This window comes from Microbacterium sp. str. 'China' (genome assembly GCF_002993305.1).
GTDB lineage: Bacteria > Actinomycetota > Actinomycetes > Actinomycetales > Microbacteriaceae > Microbacterium > Microbacterium paraoxydans.
Window position 1 is genome coordinate 540249 of the sequence record NZ_CP027434.1, and the last position, 21249, is coordinate 561497.

A 21249-nucleotide genomic window follows, 5' to 3' on the forward strand; every position below is an offset into this window, starting at 1 on the left:
TCCCGTCAGGCGCGGAGCGCGCGCAGCAGTGTCTTCACGAGGCCGACGGTGCCGCCGTCCGCGCGATGACGGGTGAGGCCCTCGCTCACGGCGGCGCCGGTGTGGGAGGAGGCGAACCACGGCGGCTTCGGGAGGATCGTCATCCTCCCGCCGCCGTTCGCGACGGGAAGCGAGCGCGGGAACGGCCGGAAGGGGCCGCGCAGCACGGAGCGCTCCACCCGATCCAGGAGCAGGGCGTTGTGGACGACGCCGATGCCGCTGCCGACGTTGTCGATCGTGCCGCCGGGGAACGCGCCCCACGTGAGCGTCGGCGTGATGAACCCGAAGGCGGTCCAGCCGTTGATCGCGATCGAGCCGTAGTGCAGGGCGGTGAGAGCGCGCTCGAACCCGCTGCCGAGCGCCTTCTCGGTCGCCGGGTCGATGAGCAGGTTGGCGCCGAGTGTGCCCTGCAGCTTCTCATTCGCGTGGGTGACCGCGGCGTCGAGGAACTCCTGGCCCGTGCCGGGCAGGCTCACCACGCCGAGGACCGGCGCGAAGTACTCGGTGTTCTCCAGGGCTGAGGGGTCGTCGTCGGCATCGACCTCGACGAGGAGCCGGTCGCCGAGCACGAGGGCGTCCGGGTAGTCGTCCGCGGCGGTCTGCATGCGGGAGGGGGCACCGGGATACCAGATGGGGCGCTCCGGAGCGGTGGCGTAGGCGCGGCGCAGTTCGGCGCGGAAGGCGTCGGCCTGGTCCCAGTCCGCGGAGAGGATGACGACCTGCCCCGCGATGCAGTTGTGGCCGCTGTTCTGCAGGCGCATGGTCGCGATGTGCTCGGCCTGATACGTGAGGTCGGCGGCCGTCCACTTCCCCGGAACGACGATGATGGGGGAGACTCCGCCGAGCTCCGCGGTGATGGGCTTCTTCAGCAGCGGCCGGTTCTCGCGGCGGCGGCGCTTCGTCGCGGAGGCCCCCTCGCCGGTCGACGGTCCCCAGACGATGGTGTCGAAGGTCGCCGCCGAGCCGGTGATGTGCACGTGGGCGAGGCCGGGGTGCTGGGTGAGGTAGGCGCCGGCGGCCGGGCCCCCGCGCACGATCCGCAGCAGTCCCGGCTCGATGAGCGGGGCGAGCGCGCGCTTGTAGACGGGGACCAGCGCATCCTGCGTGGGGTTCACCTTCAGCAGGACGGTGCGGTTGTGGGCGAGCAGTTCGTACAGCACGTCCAGCACGGGGATGGAGGTCACGTTCCCGGCGCCGAGCACGAGTCCGACGCCCCCGGACACCGTCGGCGTGCGCTGTGCCAGACCGGCGGTTGCGCGGGCGGTGTTCGGCGTGGTCCCCGGTTCGAGCCAGACCTCGCCGGTGAAGCCGGACAGCAGGAACCGGTCGATGCCGGTGAGGGGGAAGGCATGCACGCGCGCACGGCCGCCTGGTGCGCGGTCGACCCGGATGCCGTCGAGCGGATTCGCGCCGTTCGCGATGCGGGTGAGCGTGGCGATCGAGGCGTCGAGTGCTCCGAGGACGCTGTACGGGCCGCTCAGCCACTCCTCGCCGCGGAGCGGATGCCGCGCGTCCAGGCCCTTGGAGGCGGCGGCGATCGTCGCCCAGTCCTCCGCGGTCGCGGCGACGCTCGTGCGGACCTGCCGGAGCAGCGTCGCGCGCTGCGCCACGGTGAGCGCGGTCCACACCGCGGTCCCCGTCTGCAGATCGGCGACGGCGGCGTCGAGCCGTTCCGTTTCGCCCTCGCCGAGGGCGGGGGTGGCGGGCGCGGTCGTGGGCGCAGAAGTCATCGGCGTCTCCTTCGAACGGGCTTTCAGCTTAGGCGTCCGCGCGGAGATCCGCCGAGTGCGAGGACGATCAGATGATCGAGAGTTCGCGCAGCTTCGACTCCACGTCGGCATTCGACGGCTCGACGTGGTGCGAGGCGTCGGGGTAGACCACGACGGGGATGTTCGTGCGGCCGGAGATGTCCTTCGCGATGTCCGCGGCGGCGGGGTCGGCGACCAGGTCGACGTACGTGTACGCGACGCCGAGCTCGTCGAGCTGCTTCTTCGTGCGGATGCAGTCGCGGCACCAGTCGGCGCCGAACATCGTGATGGTGTCGGAAGCGGGGTTGGTCATGGCTCCAGCCTACGTCTGCGAGGGACGGGTGGCTCCGAAGAAGCCCGTGAGGGGGGCGGCGAGGGCCTCCGGCGCCTCCTCCGCCATGTGGTGCCCGCTGTCGATGCCGTGGCCGCGCACATCGTCGGCCCAGTCCCGCCAGATGCGGAGGGGGTCGCCGTAGAGCTCTTCGAGATCGTCGCGTCGGGACCACAGCACGAGCGTCGGCATTTGGAGCCGACGCCCGGCGGCGCGATCCGCCTCCTCGTGCGCGCGGTCGATCGTGAGGCCGGCGCGGTAGTCCTCGAGCATCGCCCGGACGACCGACGGCTGGCGCACCGCGCGCAGGAACTCGGCATGGTTGGCCGCGCCCATCGTCGCCGGGTCGGCCTTGGGGGCGTACCAGGCCTCGGGGTCCGCGCCGATGACGCGCTCCGGCACGTCCGGCTGGGCGAAGAAGAACCAGTGCCACCAGTGCGCGGCGAAGGTCGCGTCGCAGCGACGGAGGTGCTCCGAGATCGGCAGGCAGTCCAGCAGGGCGACCTGTTCGACGGCCTCCGGGTGATCGAGGGCGAGTCGGAGCGCGACGTAGCTGCCGCGGTCATGCCCGACCAGGCGGAAGCGCTCATGGCCGAGTCGCTCGGCGACGGTGCGGATGTCTTGGGCGACGGCGCGTTTGGAATGGGCGGAATGATCGGCGGTGGGTGCCGGGCCGCGGGAGCGTCCGTAGCCCCGCAGATCGGGGCAGATCACCGTGAAGCCGCGGTCGACGAGAAGCGGGGCCACCCGATGCCAGGTCGCCGAGGTGCGGGGGTGGCCGTGCAGCAGCACCATGGGCGGCCCCGAGCCGCCGTGGCGCACGAGGATGTCCGCCTCGGCGGTCGGGATCCGCGTGGTCGTGAAGCCGGGGAACAGTGCCGCGTCGGAGCTGCTCATCGACCGGGGTCCGCTTCGTCCGGCAGCTTCTCGACCGGGACGATCACCACGTCCTGCACCTTCCAGTCCAGGTCGGCGATCCCCTCGGACGCGGCGGTCAGGTCGGCCGTACGGACGCCACGATGATGCGGCACCACGAACGCCTCGATGTGGAACACCTGGCCCTGATCCCGCATGCGCACGGCAGCCTGATCCACCCAGGGGCGGCTGCGCAGGTACGAGACGACATCGCGGGCCAGCGGGTGCGGCTCCGCGCTGTCGAAGGTGCGGGCCCGCTGGTCCATGAGGTCGACGATCGCGGTCTTCGTGTTGCGGAAGCCGTCCCAGATGATGCCGAGCGAGATGAAGAGCGCCGCGGCACCGTCGAGCCACCAGACGCCGGCGCCCACGCCCAGCACGCCGACGATGGAGGCGACCGTCGTCTGCCAGTCCGCCTTCGCCATGTCGGCGTCGGCGTAGAGCAGCTTGTTGTGCAGGACGGGGGCGAGCTTGGCCTTGGCCGGACCGTAGAAGAACACCGGCCCGACGATCACGACGGCCATGACGGCGACCATCAGCCAGCCGAGCCAGATCGTCTGGCCGAAAACCTGCACGGTGCCGATGGTCGGATGCTCCCCGCGGATGAGCCCGGCCACGGCCTCGGCGGCGAGGTTCAGGCCGACCGCGAGGAGCGCGACACCGGCGACGAGGTGGCCGACGCCCATCGCCCGGTGCAGGCCGTAGGGGTGCTTCCGGGTCGGGCGTCGCCGCACGAACAGGAGCGCGAGGAGGAAGGCGAACTGCGGGATGAGCGACAGCATGTCCTCGATCCACGCCGTGCGCATCGCCTGGGACTCGCCCACGACGAGGGCGATCACGGTGATCGTGATCGAGGTGTAGACGATCGTGAAGATCTCCCAGCGCACGGCCTTGCGCGTGGCCCGCTGCTGTTCGTCGGGGAGCTCGGTGCGCCCGAACTGCTTCGTCCCGGTCATCGAGCGACCTCCTCGTCGAGGGAGGCCTCGAGGGCCGAGAGGAAGGCATTCTCTCCGAGGGGGACGAGCATGACGAGTTCCCGATCGCCCGCGCCCTCGATCCCCGGATAGCCGCGGGTCACGCCCGCCTTGTCGATCCACGGGGTGTCCGGCGTCAGTCCGCCGGCCACGAGGTCGAGGTCGCCCGTCTCCAGCATGCCCACCAGGCTCTCCTCGGTCGCGACCGTCCAGGTGACGTTCGCGTCGATGCTCGCGGCGAAATCGTCGACGAGATCCACGACCGGCCCGCGCGGCTCGCCGCGGTCGATCTCGACGAGGCCGGGCTCGGGCGAGGTGCCGACCCGCAGCTCCCCGCCCGTGACCCGGTCCAGGGTGCCGTCCGGGTCCGCGGGGACCGTCATCCCGCATCCGCCGAGGGCCGTGGCCACGAGGAGGCCGGCCAGGGCGCCGATCAGGCGTCGTCCGGCGGATGTCCGTCGAATCCTGTCACTGCTCACGGCCTCAGGATGGCGCACAGCCGCGACGCGGGCAACGGCGTTGACGGTGCTACGGAAGAGGACTAGCCACCCTTGAGAGTAAGGGTAGCCTTACCTATAGTGGAGGCATGAGCAGCGCGTGTGAGCACCTGGAGGATCCGGACTGGGAAGCGATGGAAGGAGCGGTGCTCATCGCCGGGGATGCGGCCGATGTCGGAGCCATCGCTCGCGTCGCGTCCCGGCTCCCGTGGGATGCACAGGGCGTCATCCTCATCGAGGCCGCCGCCCGCATCCAGTTCCGCCACATCGACGTGCCGCAGGGGGTGTCGGTCCGCTGGCTGGTTCGCGCGGAGGGCGCGCACGCTCACACGCGGGGCGAGCGGTTGGCGAACGCCGTCTATGCGTGGTGCCTGGAGTGGACGTGCAGCGAGCCCCCGGAGCACTGGACGGTGTGGCTCGGCCCGCACACTCCGCCGCACGTGGCGCGGATGGCGCGCAGCCTCCTCGGCGTCGCGAACTGAGTCCCGGCTCAGCGCGTCGCGCCGACGGCGGATGCCGTGGCGTTGGCGGTGATCGCGTCGAGCGCGCGGCGGAGCGCCGAGCTCGACGTGTGTGCGGTGTACGGGAAGTAGACGACCTCGACACCCACCTCCGCGAACTCGCTCTCCAGCCGCAGGCCCTTCTCGGTGCCGCGCCAGTCATCGCCCTTGAAGAAGTGCGTGAAGCGCACGTCGCGCCACGAGTCCATCTTCGACGGCGTCGTCTCGACGTACACGTCGTCGACGAAGGAGATGTGCCGGACGATCTCGGCACGCTCGGCGGTCGGGATGACCGGCTCGATCCCCTTGACCTGACGCAGCATCTCGTCGCTCACGACACCGGCGATCAGGATGTCGCAGTGCTGTTTGGCGTGTCGCAGCAGATTGAGGTGCCCGACGTGAAACAGGTCGAAAGCTCCGACGGCATAGCCGATACGCGTCCCCATGATCTCCCCAGATCGATCATTCCCCAGTCGAACGGATCCCCACCCGTTCGGCGCGACTCCCACAGCCGCAGACGACACTCTAGCAGGAACGTGTCCTGCAGCCCATAGGAACCCATGGAACGATGGATGTCGGAGCCGATGGGGCTGCGGAACGACGAAGGGGACCACGTTGGGGGCAGGGGTCACGGTCATCGTGCCGACCTACAACGAGCGCGACAACGTCGCCGAGCTCGTGGAGCGCACGGCCGCGGCGTTGGCGGGAAGGGACGCCGAGATCCTCTTCGTCGACGACAGCAGCGACGACACCACGGCCGAGGTGGAGCGCGTCGCGGTCGACGCCCCGATCCCGGTGCGGGTGATCCATCGCTCGGACAACGTCGGAGGCCTCGGCGGGGCGGTCGTCGTCGGCCTGGGAGCCGCGGACGCCGATGTCTGCATCGTGATGGACGGCGACCTCCAGCATCCGCCCGAGCTCCTGCCGGCCCTGCTCGACCGCTATGCGGCGGGGGACGCGGACGTCGTCGGCGCCTCCCGCTACATCGGCGGCGGCGACACCAGCGGCCTCGGCACGGCCATGCGCTTCGGGGTGTCCCGCGCCGCCACCTGGCTGACCCGCGCGATGTTCCCCCGACGGCTCGCCCGGAGCACCGATCCGATGACCGGGTTCTTCCTCGTCGACCGGCGCCAGCTCGACCTGGCCGCCCTCCGGCCGCAGGGGTTCAAGATCCTCCTGGAGATCCTCGCCCGTACCGATCTGCGGATCGCGGAGGTCCCGATGGAGTTCGCCGAGCGTCGACACGGCACCTCGAAGGCGAGCCTGCGACAGGGGGCGACGTTCATCGCCCACCTGGCGCGGCTGCGCTTCGGCAAGATGTCGTTGTTCGCCGCGATCGGCGTCCTCGGGGCCATAGCGAACCTCGCGATCATGTGGGCGCTGACCGCCGCGGGCGTGCCCTACGTGTGGGCGGCGATCATCGGCGCCGAGGTCACGATCATCGGCAACTTCCTGCTGCAGGAGCGTTTCGTCTTCGCCGACATGCGCACCGATGCCCGCAGCGCCGCCGTGCGCTTCGCGGCCTCGTTCACGTTCAACAACGTCGAGGCGGCGCTGCGCATCCCGGTGATGGCGCTCATGGTCGAGACCTGGCACATCTCCAGCGTGCTCGCGACGGCCCTCTCTCTCGTCGTGGCCTTCTTCGCCCGGTTCCTGTTCCACTCGCTCGTCGTGTACGCGCCCCGTCGGCGTCGGGAGGAGCGGCAGGCCGCGGGCGAGCCGGAGCCGGACACCGCGACCCTGCGCATCATCCGCGCCATCGACGCGGAGGCGATGAAGCCGGGCGAGCTCTAGGCGTCCGCGGACAGGTAGTCGGCGAGGGCCGCATCCGCGTCCCGCGGCGTCCAGCCGGTGGCCGTGATCCGGGCGAGGTCCAGAACGCTGTTGCGCGGACGCGGCGCGATCGGTCCGGCCTGGTCGGCGAAGTACTCCTCCGTCGTCACCGAGGTGACCGCGGCCGGGTCGTGCCCGGTCAGCCGGTAGACCGCGCGTGCGATGTCGGCCCAGGAGTGCGGTTCGCCGCCCCCGGTCACGTTGTAGAGCCCGAACGGCGCCGACACGTCGAGCAGATGCCGGATGGCCTCCGCGAGGTCGGTCGTGAAGGTGAGTCGTCCGATCTGGTCGCCCACCACACGCGGGGCGACGCCCCGCCCGGCCAGCGAGGCCATCGTGCGCACGAAGTTGTGACCGTCGCCGATCACCCAGGAGGTGCGCAGGATGTAGTGGCGGGGCACGGTCGCCACGATCGCGTCTCCAGCCGCCTTCGTCTGGCCGTACACACCCAGCGGGCGCACCCCGTCCGTCTCCGTGTACGGCTCGTCCTTCGTGCCGTCGAACACGTAGTCGCTGGACACGTGCACGAGCGTGAGGCCGTTCTCGGTCGCGACCCGGGCGAGCGCGGACACGCCGGTGACGTTCGCCGCCCAGGCTTCCGCACGGCCCCCCTCCGTCTCGGCGCGGTCGACGGCCGTGTAAGCGGCCGCATTGATGATCGCTCCGTAGTCGCGCCAGCGCCGTGCGCCGGTCAGCCCGGGGTCGCGGAGGTCCAGCGTCTCGCGGGTCGTGTACTCGACGTGCTCCGCATCGCCGAAGGACCTGCGCAGCGCCAGGCCGAGCTGACCGGATGCCCCGACGACGAGGATCTTCCGCGGGCCGATCGGGGTCACCTCGGCCAGCCGTGGATGCGCCCGGTCCTTCGGAGAGATCTCGACCCGGTCGAGGGGGATCGGCCACGCGATGGCCGCCGTCTCGTCGGCCAGGTTCAGGAAGGAGTACGCCGCGTCGGGCGACCAATGGTCGTTCACCAGGTAGGTGTAGGCGGTGTCCGCTTCGAGCGTCTGGTACGAGTTGCCGACGCCGCGCGGCACGAGGATGGCGCGCGACGGGTCGATCTCCGTCGTGAAGACGCGCCCGAAGGTCTCGCCCGCCCGCAGGTCGACCCAGGCGCCGAAGATCCGGCCGGTGGCGACGGAGACCCACTTGTCCCACGGCTCGGCGTGGATGCCGCGGGTGGTGCCGATCGCGTCGTTGAACGAGATGTTGTTCTGCACGGGGCCGAAGTCCGGAAGACCGGCGGCGACCATCTTCTCGCGCTGCCAGTTCTCCTTGAACCAGCCGCGGGTGTCGCCGTGCACGGGGAGGTCGACGAGGAGCAGGCCGGGGATCGGCGTCTCCGTGATCGTGAGCGCCTTGCCGAACGCGGTCATCACTGCCCCCTGGCGGCGTAGAACGATTCCGTGGCGTCCTTGGCCGGCGCCCACCAGTCCTCGTTCTCGCGATACCACTCGATGGTCGAGGCCAGGCCCGACTCGAAGTCGGAGAATCGCGGCGCCCAGCCGAGCTCGGTGCGCAGCTTCGTGGAGTCGATCGCGTAGCGCAGGTCGTGACCGGCGCGGTCGGTGACATGGTCGTAGGCGTCGGCGGGCTGGCCCATCTGCGTGAGGATCAGCTCGACGACCGACTTGTTGTCCTTCTCGCCGTCGGCGCCGATCAGGTACGTCTGGCCGATCTCGCCCTTCTCCAGGATCGTGAGGACGGCCGAGGAGTGGTCGTCGGCGTGGATCCAGTCGCGCACGTTCTGCCCGGCGCCGTACAGCTTGGGCCGGATCCCGCGCAGCACGTTCGTGATCTGGCGCGGGATGAACTTCTCCACGTGCTGGTAGGGGCCGTAGTTGTTCGAGCAGTTCGAGATCGTCGCCTGCACCCCGAACGAGCGCACCCAGGCGCGCACCAGCAGGTCGCTGCCGGCCTTCGTGGACGAGTACGGCGACGAGGGGTTGTACGGAGTCTGCTCCGTGAACCGTGCCGGGTCGTCCAGCTCCAGATCTCCGTAGACCTCGTCGGTGGAGATGTGGTGGAACCGGCGATCGTGTCGGCGGGCGGCCTCCAACAGCGTGTAGGTGCCGATGATGTTCGTGTCGAGGAACGGCCGCGGGTCGTGCAGCGAGTTGTCGTTGTGGGACTCGGCGGCGTAGTGGACGACGGCGTCGGTCCGGGCGAACAGGCTGTCGACGAGCGCCGCGTCGGCGATGTCCCCCTCCACGAGCTCGACCCGGTCGGCGGGCAGACCCGCGAGCGAGGCGCGGTTGCCGGCATAGGTGAGCTTGTCCAGCACCGTCACCTGTGCGTCCGTGTGCGCGACGACGTGGTGGACGAAGTTCGATCCGATGAAGCCGGCGCCGCCGGTCACGAGCAGGCGGGTCATCGAGCGCCCCTTTCGAGCAATCCGAGGAGATAGGTTCCGTAGCCCGACTTGACGAGGGCATCCGCGCGCGTGCGCAGGGCCTCGTCGTCGAGGAAGCCCTGACGCCAGGCGACCTCCTCCGGCACGCCGATCTTCATCCCCGTGCGTCGCTCCATCGTGCGCACATAGTCGGCGGCGTCGGTCATCTGGTCGAATGTCCCGGTGTCCAGCCACGCGGTCCCGCGCGGAAGCACCTCGACCTGGAGCTTGCCGCGCTCGAGGTAGGCCCGGTTCACGTCCGTGATCTCGTACTCCCCGCGGGCGCTCGGCGCGAGGTTGCGGGCGATCTCGATGACATCGTTGTCGTAGAAGTACAGGCCGGGCACCGCGTAGTTGCTCTGCGGCGCGGTGGGCTTCTCCTCCAGGGAGACGGCCTGGCCGTCGGCGTCGAACGCCACGACCCCGTACGCCTCCGGCTCCGCCACCCAGTAGGCGAAGACCGCGCCGCCGTCGATGTCGGCGAAGCGCTTGAGCTGCGTGCCCAGGCCCGGCCCGTAGAGGAGGTTGTCCCCCAGGACGAGGGCGACGCTGTCGTCCCCGATGAAGTCCGCGCCGATCGTGAAAGCCTGTGCAAGGCCGTCCGGCGACTCCTGCTGAGCGAACGAGAGGGAGACGCCGAACTGCGAGCCGTCCCCGAGCAGCCGCTCGAAGTGCGCGGCGTCGTGTGGCGTCGTGATGACCAGGATCTCGCGGATCCCGGCAAGCATCAGCGTCGACAGCGGGTAGTACACCATCGGCTTGTCGTAGACCGGGATCAGCTGCTTCGAGACCCCCAGCGTGATGGGGTGCAGCCGCGTCCCCGAGCCGCCCGCCAGAATGATGCCCTTCATGTATCCCCCTCGTGAAACATCGATGCTCGTGGCGGCGTCACTGAGAGGACGGCCATCCCCTGCCGTCCGACGACCCCCACAGTCGTACGCTCGACTCTAGCGGAGAAGTCGCCCTTTACACCGCCCGGGCCGAGGGCCATAGTGGGCCTCGTGGTATCCGAGGACAGCCCGGCGCTGTCCGTCACCTGGGCGCATCGTGCCGAGCAGTCGGCCTCCGTCTGGGCGCGCGCACACGCCAGGGGAGAGGTTCCGAGCGTGTGGCCGTATGGGCTGGACGCTCTCCGCGACCATGCCGTGGTGGAGGTGGACGAACTCCCCGATCCCGGTCGGATCGCACGGCTCCGCGCGCGCGCCGGCCTCGGCCCCCGACCCCGCGCGGGGCTCGCCATCGCCTGGGATGAGAACACCGCCTACCGCCTCCAGATCCTGCGGCCGCGGACGCGGTACGCCGCGGGGGTCATCTGGCTCACCGACATGGCGGCGGCCGGTGCCGCACCCGGTCGATTGGTGACGATGCTGCGGGCGGCCACGGCGCTCTGGGTGCTCAGCGAGGCGCAGGTGGTCCCGCTGCAGCGGCTCCTCGGGTCCGGCGGGCCGCGGGTCTTCGTCGTCCCGTTCGGGATCGACCACGAGTTCTTCTCCGCGCACCCGCCGACGGCCACCCCCCGGATCGTCAGCGCGGGCAACGACAGGGACCGGGATCCCGCGACGTTGTACGCCGCGCTCGCCCTGGTCCTCGCCGCGCGCCCGGGCGTCGACGTCGTCGTCCAGTCGCCCTCCGCGTTGCCGCCTCCGGAGGGCGTCCGGCTCGTGCGCCGACTGCCGCACACCGAACTCCGCGATCTCTACGCGACAGCGAGTGTCGTGGTGACCGCGACCCGCCCGAACCTGCACGCATCCGGGATGACGGTCGCCCTCGAAGCGCTCGCCACCGCGCGTCCCGTGGTCGTCTCGGACACCCCGGGCATGCGTGACTACGTCAGCACCCGCACCGGCGCCCTCGTCCCGCCGGGGGAGCCGGAGGCTCTGGCGGAGGCGCTGATCGGGATGCTCGACGATCCTGACCGCGCGGCCGCGCTCGGGCAGCAGGGACGGATCGAGGTCGAGCAGCGGTTCACGACGAGGACGATGGTCGACGCGCTCGTCCGGGGTCTCCGAGCCGACGTCTGAGGGGGCGGATCAGTCCCGTCCCCGGCGCTTGACGCGCACGGCGGCTCGGAAGGCGTCGCGGTGCGCGCGACCCGCATCGGCCCACTCGCGACGAGAGAGGTCGGGGGTCCCCGCGAGGGCGGACGCCGCCTGCCAGGACGAGACGAGCGTCTCGGCATCGAGGTCGTCCCCGTCGTACATGTGCACCCACTCGGCGCCCACCTCGCGGGCGAGGGCTTCGTTCGCCTGGTTCCGCGGCACCAGCACCGGGCGGCCCATCGACAGGGCGGCCAGGACGCTGCCCGAGTTGTGCATGAAGCGGTACGCGAGCACGATCAGCTCGGACGACGTCGCGAGCTCCACGAGCTCGGCGTCACTGAGGAAGTCGAGGTGCAGGTCGACTCCGGGGAGCGTGGCGGTGCGTGCGCGGAGGTCGTCGGCGAGCTCCGGCGTGGACGGACGCCCGCCGATGCGCAGGCTCAGCGCCGGCTCGATCGCGACGGCCTCGCCGTAGGCGTCGATGAACCCGTCGAGGCCCTTGTACCTTCGGATTCCGCCGAACGACCCCAGTCGTCCGTGCACGCGCTCCGCGGACGGGTAGACCGCGTACCAGTCGCGGTAGTGCCCGTGCAGGATGAGACTGTGCGGGGTCCCGGCCGGCAGCGGTGTGGTCTCGTTGATGACGATCCGGTAGTCGGTGTGCCGATCGATGAAGCGCAGCAGCCAGAGCCGCGGGGCGTTGTCGTCGGGGAGCTCCAGGTTGTGCACGGTCCGCACCACGGCGATCCGCCGCGACAACCGGTGCCGGAAGGCGAGCGCGGTCGTGAGCGCGAACTTCCCCGCGGACTTCCACCAGGTGGATCCGTGGAGCTTCGCCTCGGGCCAGTGCCAGTGGAAGGCGTCGTAGCGGCCGAAGAGCGCGGTCTTCCAGGAGAACCGGAGGTGTTCCAGGCCCTCCGTCGTCCCGAGAGCCTCGTCGAGCATCTTGTTGTACGGATTCGTCGTGGGGCGCGGCGCGCCCAGGGACTGCATCACGCGGATGCTCGACGCGGATTCGGTCATCGTGTTGTCCTCCGAGGGGCGACGGTACTCGTCGTAGCGGCGCCCGAAGGCGGCCGCGATGGTGCCGCGACCGCGATGGATCAGGCGGGTGCCGCGGGCGTGATGGGTGAGGTTCGAGGTGACGGCGCCGAGGGCCCGGCGCGCCGCACCGACGACGATCCGGGCGATGCCGCCGAGGGCGGCGCGCACGCGGAGCGCCCCGCGGCGCATCCTCCCGTGCGCGAGCTTCACCGCGATGCGGGTGCCGGCGTTCGCCGAGCTGAACGCCCGCTGCGCCGCCCACGCTCGGGTGAGTCGGGCGGCGACGACGAGGTCTTCCGTCTCGGACTCGTTGCACCAGACGATGCGGCCGCCGCGATCGACGAGCTCGCGGGTGAAGAGCGTGTCCTCGCCGCCGCCGAGCCCGAGGGACGGGTCGAATCGCACACCGAAGCGGCGCACCGCGCGGAGATCGAGAAGGAGGTTTCCCGCAGCGGCGACCGGGAGCACGGTGCCGGTCGGACGCGGTGGACGACGGAACGTTCCCGAGGCGAGCAGCCACGGATCGACGTCGTCATCGAACACGGAGATGACGCGGCCCATGACGGCATCGGCGTCGAAGGCCTGCCACGTCGTGATCAGCTCTGCGAGCCAGCCGGCGCGAGGAACCTCGTCGTCATCGATGAAGGCCAGCAGATCGCGGTCGGCGCACTCGTCGAGCAGCCGGTTCCGGGCCGCGACGATGCCCGGCGTCGGCTCGACGACGTAGCGGACAGGCAGGGCGGCGCTCGCGGCCACCTCGCGCGCGGAGCCCGCAGCGTCGTTGTCGACGACCAGCACCTCCACGTCCACGCCGAGGTCCGCACACTCCGCGATCCGGTCGGGGAGTGCGCGCAGCAGCGCCGCCAGCAGCTCCGGCCGTCGGTAGGTGGGCACGCCGATCGTCACGGCGATCGCGTCGCCCGTCCCCGGTCCCCTCTTCATCCGCCTCATCCCCATGGCAGTCGTGCGCCTGTGTCCCCGCGCCGGCTCATCGTACCGTGAACGGCGGGTGCGCCGAGCCGGCTCTGGCGTATAGTCGGTGTCCTGGGAGTCGACGCCGGTCGCGACTCTGGGGAATTCGACCGGCGACCCGAGCGGACCGTGTGGGCGGATCCGGGGGGAGGATCGCGTGTCAATCGTGCACGGACGGCTGGCCGTCGTCGTCGTGAACTACGCCTCGGCGCGGCTGCTCGAGCGCAACCTGGTGCTCGTGGAGCGCGAGGCCCGCGCCGTCGACGAGGAGACGCTGATCGTCGTCGTCGACAACTGGGCGGGTACCGCGGAGCGCGAGGCCGCCGTCGCCGCCGCACAGGCGCACGGATGGACTCTCATCACCCCTGAGACGAACAGCGGATTCGGCGGCGGCGTCAACATCGGGGTCGCCCGAGCGCTCGCCGACGGCGCGACCGACGTCCTCGTGATCAACCCGGACGCCCATATCGACCGAGCGTCGCTGGCGCGCCTGGCCGCGGTCACCGCGGCCTCGCGCACGACCCTCGCCTCGCCGGTGATCACCGACTCCGACGGACGCACCTGGTTCGCCGGCATCGACCTCCTGCTCGACGACGGCACGATGCGCGCGCGCCGAAAACGCCGGGCGGACGACGTGCGCCCCTATGAGCCGTGGCTGAGCGGCGCCTGCCTGTGGATCACCCGCGAGGTGTGGGCGCTCTCGGGAGGCTTCGACGACGAGTACTTCCTCTACTGGGAGGACGTCGACTTCTCCCGCCGCGTGGTCTCGGCCGGAGGCACCCTCGTCCTCGTCGAGGAGGCGACGGCCGTGCACGACGAGGGCGGCACGCAACGCGCCGAGCCCCAGCTCGCGAGGGCGAAGTCGGAGGGCTACTACTTCTACAACATCCGCAACCGGATGCTGTACGCGGTCCGGCACCTCGACGACGAGGCCGTGCATCGCTGGCGCCGGTCGATACCCCGTACCGCCCGCGAGGTGATCCTCCGCGGCGGCCGCCGACAGCTGCTGCACTCCGCCGCTCCGCTCCGCGCCTACGTCCGCGGGGTGCGCGAGGCCCGGCGGATCGCGCGACTCTCCGGCACGGACCCGAAGGGAACGACATGGTCGTAGACGCCTACCGACAGCTCGCACGGGCGCAGAAGGGGCACGCGCGTGGCGCACCGGCCTATTCGGTCTACGTGAACCGACGGCTCGGACGCGTGCTCGCCGCGGTGGCGTTCCGGCTCGGCCTCACGCCGAACCAGGTGTCGATCATCAGCGCCGTCCATTCGTTCGCAGCGATCGGTCTCATCGCCTTCGCCCCGGTCACCGTGCCGTTGGGGCTGCTCATTGCGCTCCTCCTCGTCCTCGGCTACGCGTGGGACTCCGCGGACGGTCAGGTCGCCCGGCTCCGCGGCGGCGGGAGCCCGCAGGGCGAGTGGCTGGACCACTTCATCGACACGCTCAAGATCGCGTCCCTGCATCTGGCCGTGCTGATCGGCCTGTACCGGGTCCTCCCGGAGACGCCGTCGCTGCTGCTGATCCCCATCGTGTTCAGCATCGTCGCCACGACCACGTTCTCGGGCATGCTCCTGAACGACCTCCTCAAGGGCAAGCATTCCGTGGCGTCCACGCACGAGCGTGGCGGAGGCACCCTCCGACGCTCGCTCGTGCTGCTGCCGACCGACTTCGGGCTGGTCTGCCTCGTCTTCGTCCTCTGGGGCTGGACGCCGGTGTTCCTCGTCGCCTACAGCGCGCTCTGTGCCGCTGCGGTGCTGTTCCTCATGCTCGCCGCGGTGAAGTGGTTCCGCGAGATCGGAAGGCTGGGTGACGCGGCATGACCGGCGGCTCGATCCTCATCGTGTGCGCGGCCAACGTCTGCCGCTCCCCCCTGGCCGAGCTGGCGCTGCGGCGCGGGCTGGGGGAGGGGTCCGCGCTCGTGGTGCGCAGCGCCGGCGTGCGCGCCCACGACGGCGACCCGATCTGCGCTGAGGTCGCCGCGCGGCACACCGACGAAGGCTGGCAGGCGCAATCGCGGGCGCATCGAGCCCAGGAGGTCACGACGGAGATGCTCGCCGAGGCGGACCTCGTGCTGACCGCCTCGCGCGATGTCCGGGGGGACCTGGTGCGGGCGGCGCCCGAGTACCGCGACCGGATGTTCACGCTGCGCGAGGCGGCGCACCTCGGGATCGGCTTCCCGCCCGGGGGGTCCGACGTGGTCGCCGACTACCTCGCGCACCTCGATCGGGCGCGGACACGCGCCGTGCCGCTCGGCGGCCCGCCGCGTCGCGGCGGTGCGCTCCGTCGTCTCCTCGACCGGCGCTCCGCCCAGGACCCGGCGTCCATCGCCGATCGGCACGGGAGTCGGGGGCACACCGACACCATCACCGAGGTCGAGCAGGCCGTCGATGCGATCGCCGGGCAGCTCGGCGGGCACCGCCGACATTCCTCCTGAGCCGAGGGTTGTGGTTTTCCACGGTCCGCACTACCATTAGCCGACGCCGTGTTCTGCACGGCTGGGGGGAAACCGGAGCCGAGGGGGCTCTGGCTGGGGAATCTGGGTTCTGGGGAGCTGCAGTGTTCACTGTTTCAGCATGCCGTTCTGGGGACGGCTCATCTCGCGCACGACGTGCGCTGTTCATCGCGCCTGTCGTGGTGCTCGCGCTCGCCTTCGCCGGCTGCACGGCGGCACCGGATACCGCGGCGTCGCCGGAGCCCGAGGGCACCAGCACGACCGACTGGACGCCGCCGGCCGATCCCGAGGCCCAAGGGCCCACCGAGGCCCCCGCGTTGACCGAGGAGAGCGGCGCGCTGGACGCGGAGATCGCCCTGTCCACCGACATGGTCGTGACCGTCGACGACATCTCGACCACCGAGATCACCCCCGAGACGCCGGGCGAGTATGCCGGCTCCGCCGTGGTGGTGACCGTGAAGGTCGCGAACGAGTCGAAGCGGGCGCAGAGCATCGACTCCGCCGTCGTCAGCCTCGTCACCGACGACGGCGACGTGGGGGTGGCCACCACCGCGGGTCCGAACGAGCCGCTCCACGGGGAGCTGGCCGCCGGCGACGACGCCACGGGCACCTACGTCTTCATGCTCGACCCCACGAAGGGTCGCGCCGTGAAGATCAGTGTGAACTATGCCGCCGGTGAGCCGGTGGCGACCTTCGCGGGCGAGCTCTCCTGAGCTGTGGACGCGACGACTTCCGCCGCGTCTCGTACGTGACACTTTCGAAGAAGAAATCTGGGGCTGGGGAGCAACATGGGTAAGACATCCACTTCGAGGCGGGCGCTGAGCGCACTCGCGTCGGTCGTGACGGCGGCGCTGCTGATCACGGGCATGACCACGCTGGGGGCGACCGGGGCGGCAGCGGCCGATACACCGCCGACGCCACCGCCGCTTCTGCAGCGGAACGACGACGTGGTGACGTCGGACCCGATCCCGACCGTGCAGATCGACAACGGGTATGTGTGGGCGCAGACGACGATCGGCTCGACCGTCTACGCGGTGGGCAAGTTCGACAACGCCCGCGCACCGCTCGCCGCGCCGGGGACGAGCCTGACCGCCCGTTCCAACGTCCTCGCGTATGACATCAACACGGGTCAGCTGCTCTCCTTCGCACCGCAGGTGAACGGCGTGATCAAGGCCGTGGCCGCTTCGCCGGACGGCAGCCGCATCTACATCGGCGGCTCCTTCAACGCCGTCAATGGTCAGACGCGCTGGAACTTCGCCGCGCTGGACGCCGTGACCGGACAGCTCGTGCCCGGCTTCTCGCCCTCGATCGGCGGCAGCGGCGTGTATGCCCTCGCCACCTCGGGCTCGAGCGTCTACGTCGGAGGTCTCTTCACGCAGGGCAACGCGACCCCGCGCAAGAACCTCGCGGCCTTCTCCTCGACGAACGGCGCGCTGCTCAGCTGGGCGCCGCAGACGGACCTTCAGGTCGACGCCATGGTGATGGACCCGGCGGGTCAGAACGTCATCGCGGCCGGTCGTTTCTCGCAGGTCAACGGCGACCTGACGATGCGCGGCACCGTCGCGCTCGACAAGACGACCGGCGCGGTGGACAGCGGATGGGCGCTGCCGCAGACGGTGAAGAACGGCTCGAACACCGGGGCGAACTCGGGCAAGGCGGGGATCTTCGGACTCGCGGCCGACGCCGGCGCCGTGTACGGCACCGGGTGGGTGTACGCGGACGCGGCCACGGGCAACCTCGAGGGTACCTTCGCGGCAGAGGCCGGAAGCGGCCAGGTCCGCTGGATCGCGGACTGCCTCGGCGACCACTACGGCGTCTACTCGACCGGCAAGACGGTCTACACGACCAGCCACACCCATGCCTGCAGCACCATGGGCATGCACCCGGAGCAGAACCCGCGTACGCACCGGTACTCGGAGGCGTACACGGCGGACGCCCGCGGTCTGCTGGGCAACCAGCCCGCGGCCGGCGGCACGTACAAGAACTGGGCCGGGACGCCGGCGCCCTCGGCCTACGCCTGGACGCCGGACTGGGCCGTGGGCGTGACCACGGGGATGGGTCAGGCCGGACTCTCGATCACCGGTGCCGGGAACATGATCTCGATCGGCGGTGAGTTCCGCTCCGTGAACAACGGCCGATTCGAGGGGCTCGTGCGCTTCTCCACCAACCCGCCCGGCGGCGCGAAGGACGGCCCTCGGCTGTCGGGTGCCAATTGGACCGGCACGGCGCAGTCGTTCATCCCCGGGCGTGCGCGGATCTCGATCCCCGCGAACTGGGATCGTGACGACCTCACGCTGACCTATGAGCTGCGTCGGACGGGGACCACCGCACCGGTGGCCACCGCCACCGCCCGCGGCACCTGGTGGGACCGCCCCTCGGTGAACCTCGAGGACAAGACCGCAGCTCCCGGGTCGACGCAGGAGTACACCGTCGTCGCGAAGGACAGCGCGGGCAACTCCGTCTCCAGCCAGGCGATGAGCGTGACCATCGCGGCCGGTGCGGTGTCGAACTACGTCAACGCCGTCACGGCGGACGGACCGCAGCTCTACTACCCGCTCGGCACCGCCGCGCAGGACTGGGCCGGGTCCAACACCCCCGTGTTCGGCACGGGAGTGACCGCATCGACGTCCGGTGTGGAGAACACCGCGACCGGCGCCTCGACCTTCACCGGGACGAACACGGGCCGTGTGGCCTCCGGAAGCAAGATCGCCGCGCCTTCCGAGTTCTCGACCGAACTGTGGTTCAAGACCAACACGACCAGCGGTGGCAAGCTGATGGGCTACGGCGCTGCGGCGTCGGGTGAGTCGACCAGCTACGACCGTCACATCTACATGACCAACAACGGCCGCCTCGTCTTCGGTACCTACAACGGCAGCACGCAGACGGTGCAGAACGGCGCGGCGCTCAACGACAACCAGTGGCACCATGCCGTCGCGACGCAGAGCGCGGACGGGATGAAGCTCTACGTCGACGGCCAGCTCGTGTCGTCGCTCGCCGGGGCCACGACCGCGGAGAACTACACGGGATATTGGCGTATCGGCGGGGACAACCTCGCCGGCTGGCCGTCCGAGCCCAGTTCCAAGTACTTCAAGGGGTCCCTGGACGAGGTCGCGGTCTATCCGTTCGCTCTCACCCCGACGCAGGTGAAGACGCACTACGGCATCGGCAAGGGCTTCCAGGCCCCCACGGCGGCCTTCTCCGCCACCCCGACCGACCTCGCCGTCGCGTTCGACGCGGAGGCCTCGGCGCCCGCGGGGTCGGCGACGATCGCCGGCTACCGGTGGGACTTCGGCGACGACTCGGCCACGGCGACCGGCAAGACGACGAGCCACACGTACGAGAAGTCCGGCACCTACACGGTGACGCTGACGGTGACGGACAGCAACGGGCTCGCCAGCACGGCGCAGAAGCAGGTCGTGGTGCAGGCACCGAACGTCCTTCCGACGGCTGCCTTCGAGACGACCGCGAACGGCCTGACGGTCTCGGCCGACGCGTCCGCCTCGGCGGACTCGGACGGCTCCCTCGCCTCCTACGCCTGGAACTGGGGGGACGGCACGACGTCGACCGGGCAGGTCGCCACGCACGTGTACGCCACCGCCGGCACCCGCACGGTGACTCTGACCGTCACCGACGATCGCGGCGGCAGCGCGTCCACCACTCGACAGGTGACGACCACGCATGCCGACCCGGTGGCGGCCTTCACGGCGACGGCCTCGGGGCTGAACGTCAACGTCTCCGCCGCGGGTTCGAGCGCGTCCGACGGCGCGACTCTGACCTACTCGTGGAACTGGGGTGACGGATCCCCTGCGGGCTCCGGAGCCTCCGCCGGCCACACGTACGCGAGCGCCGGGGCGCGCGAGATCACCCTGACGGTGACCGACAGCCTCGGGTCGACGGCGACGGCCACCAAGACGGTGACGCTGACCGCTCAGGTGTTCGCGGCATCCGATGCCTTCGGCCGTGTCGTCTCGAGCGGCTGGGGCGCCGCCGACAAGGGAGGCACCTGGGCGCCGGTGAGCGGCTCCGCCGCGGTGCTCTCCGTCGGCGACGGCGTGGGCAAGGTGAACCTGACGCCGGGTGAGACGAGGGAGATGCTGCTGCAGGGCACGTCGGTCCTCGACTCCTCCGCGCGCATCAGCTACACCCTCGCGTCCGGTCCGTCCACCGGGGTGGCATACGAAGGACTGGGCGCCCGCCGTTCCGGGTCCTCCGGCTACCGAGCGCTCGCCTGGCACCGGGCCGACGGCACGACCTGGCTCGTGATCCACCGCAACGGCACCGCGATCGCCAGCACCGCCGTCTCCGGGCTCACCTGGAGCGCGGGCAGCTCGTTCACGCTCCTGATGGAGACGACCGGGTCGTCCACGACGACCATCCGCGCCAAGCTGTGGGCGTCGGGGTCGGCGGAGCCCGCGAACTGGCAGCTCACCACGACGGATGCGACTCCGGCCCTCCAGGTCGCCGGCGCCCCGACCGTGTTCTCCTACCGCGCGGGCAGCGCCACCGGCACCAACCTCGCCAGCTTCGACGACTTCACGCTGAAGAACCTCGGCACGCCGGCCCCTGAGCCCGAGCCGCAGCCCGAACCGGAGCCCGCGAATGTCGCTCCGGTGGCTGCCTTCACCGCGACCGCGACCAACCTCACGGTCGCCGTGGACGGCAGCGCCTCGACCGACTCCGACGGCACGATCGCCTCGTACGCCTGGAACTTCGGCGACGGGACGACCGGGACGGGTGCGACGAGCAGCCGCACCTACACCGCGGCGGGGACCTACACCGTCACCCTCACGGTGAAGGACGACAAGGGTGCCACGCACACCACCACCAAGCCGGTGACCGTGACTGCGCCTCCCGTCGAGCCGGAGCCCGAGCCCGAGCCGCAGCCGGCTCCGGTGGCGGACGACGGCTTCGATCGCACTGCGGGACCCGGCTGGGGCACCGCCACGGTCGGCGGGGCGTGGACGATCGCGGGCGGTTCGCAGGCGGCGGCGACGGTGGCCGACGGTCAGGCCAAGCTGAACCTCATCGCCGGGGACACCCGCCACGCGACGCTCAACACCACGTCGGCTGCCGACACGGTGCTCGAGACGCAGTTCCGGGTCGACCAGGCCCCCGCGGCGGGTGGCGCCTACATCGGCGTGATCGCGCGGCAGTCGGCGGCCGGGAAGTACTTCGTCCGCGCCTGGCTGCGTCCTGACGGCACGGTCTGGCTCGTCGTGCACCGTGAAGGGACCGTCCTGCGCACGCAGGCCGTACCCGGGCTGGTCTGGGCGGCGGACACCTCCTACAACCTCGAGGTGTCCGTGACCGGGACGACGTCGGCGACGCTGTCCGCCAAGTTCTGGCCGACGGACACCACGAAGCCGGCAGCCTGGCAGATCACCACGACCGACGCGGCGCCCCTGGGCGCCGGCGCGGTGGGTCTGAGCGGCAACCGCTCCGGCAGCGCGACCGCGCCGTTGGGCGTGTCGTTCGATTCGTTCCGCGTCACCGCACCGCAGTAAGATCCTGACGC

18 protein-coding genes are annotated in these 21249 nt (G+C 70.8%); 8 read left to right on the plus strand and 10 right to left on the minus strand.

Annotated features, from left to right (window positions below; genetic code table 11):
• Positions 1-5: 5 nt before the first annotated feature.
• From C6C15_RS02490 to C6C15_RS02510, 5 genes are all read right to left on the minus strand, one after another.
• Positions 6-1769 (minus strand): aldehyde dehydrogenase family protein, encoded by a 1764-nt coding sequence (locus C6C15_RS02490; RefSeq protein WP_105949213.1) that lies wholly within the window; start codon positions 1767-1769, stop codon positions 6-8.
• A 67-nt stretch (positions 1770-1836) separates the two neighbouring features.
• Positions 1837-2100 (minus strand): glutaredoxin family protein, encoded by a 264-nt coding sequence (locus C6C15_RS02495; RefSeq protein ID WP_025104627.1) that lies wholly within the window; start codon positions 2098-2100, stop codon positions 1837-1839.
• Positions 2101-2109: 9 nt separating this feature from the next.
• Entirely contained in the window at positions 2110-3015 is a 906-nt protein-coding gene (locus C6C15_RS02500) for an alpha/beta fold hydrolase (protein ID WP_105949214.1), read from the minus strand.
• A complete protein-coding gene (locus C6C15_RS02505; protein WP_060922251.1) occupies positions 3012-3989 on the minus strand; it encodes a cation transporter in 978 nt (325 codons plus the stop codon). The genes C6C15_RS02500 and C6C15_RS02505 overlap by 4 nt, the downstream gene beginning before the upstream one ends.
• Positions 3986-4486: a hypothetical protein gene (locus tag C6C15_RS02510; RefSeq protein WP_231919569.1), complete on the minus strand. Its 501-nt coding sequence runs from the start codon at positions 4484-4486 to the stop codon at positions 3986-3988. The genes C6C15_RS02505 and C6C15_RS02510 overlap by 4 nt, the downstream gene beginning before the upstream one ends.
• Positions 4487-4593: 107 nt before the next feature.
• Here C6C15_RS02510 and C6C15_RS02515 point away from each other — a divergent pair, with 107 nt between their 5' ends.
• Positions 4594-4986 (plus strand): SIP domain-containing protein, encoded by a 393-nt coding sequence (locus C6C15_RS02515; RefSeq protein ID WP_060922252.1) that lies wholly within the window; start codon positions 4594-4596, stop codon positions 4984-4986.
• An 8-nt stretch (positions 4987-4994) separates the two neighbouring features.
• Here the strand turns inward: C6C15_RS02515 and C6C15_RS02520 are convergent, their stop codons facing one another.
• Positions 4995-5450: an adenylyltransferase/cytidyltransferase family protein gene (locus tag C6C15_RS02520; protein WP_060922253.1), complete on the minus strand. Its 456-nt coding sequence runs from the start codon at positions 5448-5450 to the stop codon at positions 4995-4997.
• Between the two features lie 169 nt (positions 5451-5619).
• Between C6C15_RS02520 and C6C15_RS02525 the strand changes: the two genes are divergently transcribed.
• Positions 5620-6798, plus strand: coding sequence for a glycosyltransferase (locus C6C15_RS02525; protein WP_105949216.1), 1179 nt, complete (start codon positions 5620-5622; stop codon positions 6796-6798).
• Here C6C15_RS02525 and C6C15_RS02530 read toward each other — a convergent pair.
• The 3 genes from C6C15_RS02530 to rfbA are packed head-to-tail and all read right to left on the minus strand — an operon-like array spanning position 6795 to position 10077.
• Positions 6795-8210, minus strand: coding sequence for a sugar nucleotide-binding protein (locus C6C15_RS02530; protein WP_105949217.1), 1416 nt, complete (start codon positions 8208-8210; stop codon positions 6795-6797). The genes C6C15_RS02525 and C6C15_RS02530 overlap by 4 nt on opposite strands.
• On the minus strand, positions 8210-9208 hold the full coding sequence (rfbB, locus tag C6C15_RS02535; protein WP_060922256.1) for a dTDP-glucose 4,6-dehydratase: 999 nt from the start codon (positions 9206-9208) through the stop codon (positions 8210-8212). Before rfbB ends, C6C15_RS02530 begins: the two co-directional genes overlap by 1 nt.
• Positions 9205-10077, minus strand: coding sequence for a glucose-1-phosphate thymidylyltransferase RfbA (rfbA, locus tag C6C15_RS02540; RefSeq protein ID WP_060922257.1), 873 nt, complete (start codon positions 10075-10077; stop codon positions 9205-9207). Before rfbA ends, rfbB begins: the two co-directional genes overlap by 4 nt.
• Positions 10078-10227: 150 nt before the next feature.
• Here rfbA and C6C15_RS02545 point away from each other — a divergent pair, with 150 nt between their 5' ends.
• Entirely contained in the window at positions 10228-11247 is a 1020-nt protein-coding gene (locus C6C15_RS02545; RefSeq protein ID WP_060922261.1) for a glycosyltransferase family 4 protein, read from the plus strand.
• A 9-nt stretch (positions 11248-11256) separates the two neighbouring features.
• On the opposite strand, the gene C6C15_RS17290 is transcribed toward C6C15_RS02545, so the two are convergent.
• Entirely contained in the window at positions 11257-13251 is a 1995-nt protein-coding gene (locus C6C15_RS17290; RefSeq protein WP_234024208.1) for a glycosyltransferase, read from the minus strand.
• A 187-nt stretch (positions 13252-13438) separates the two neighbouring features.
• Here C6C15_RS17290 and C6C15_RS02560 point away from each other — a divergent pair, with 187 nt between their 5' ends.
• From C6C15_RS02560 to C6C15_RS17425, 5 genes are all read left to right on the plus strand, one after another.
• Positions 13439-14392, plus strand: coding sequence for a glycosyltransferase family 2 protein (locus tag C6C15_RS02560; protein ID WP_231919571.1), 954 nt, complete (start codon positions 13439-13441; stop codon positions 14390-14392).
• Complete coding sequence (locus C6C15_RS02565) at positions 14383-15102, plus strand: CDP-alcohol phosphatidyltransferase family protein (RefSeq protein WP_105949218.1); 720 nt, start codon at positions 14383-14385, stop codon at positions 15100-15102. Before C6C15_RS02560 ends, C6C15_RS02565 begins: the two co-directional genes overlap by 10 nt.
• Positions 15099-15716: an arsenate reductase/protein-tyrosine-phosphatase family protein gene (locus C6C15_RS02570; protein WP_105949219.1), complete on the plus strand. Its 618-nt coding sequence runs from the start codon at positions 15099-15101 to the stop codon at positions 15714-15716. Before C6C15_RS02565 ends, C6C15_RS02570 begins: the two co-directional genes overlap by 4 nt.
• 200 nt (positions 15717-15916) lie before the next feature.
• A complete protein-coding gene (locus C6C15_RS02575) occupies positions 15917-16447 on the plus strand; it encodes a DUF4352 domain-containing protein (protein ID WP_234024209.1) in 531 nt (176 codons plus the stop codon).
• Between the two features lie 75 nt (positions 16448-16522).
• The gene (locus C6C15_RS17425; protein ID WP_324970201.1) at positions 16523-21238 is read left to right on the plus strand and encodes a PKD domain-containing protein; all 4716 of its coding nucleotides are present in this window, start codon (positions 16523-16525) and stop codon (positions 21236-21238) included.
• Positions 21239-21249: the final 11 nt, after the last annotated feature.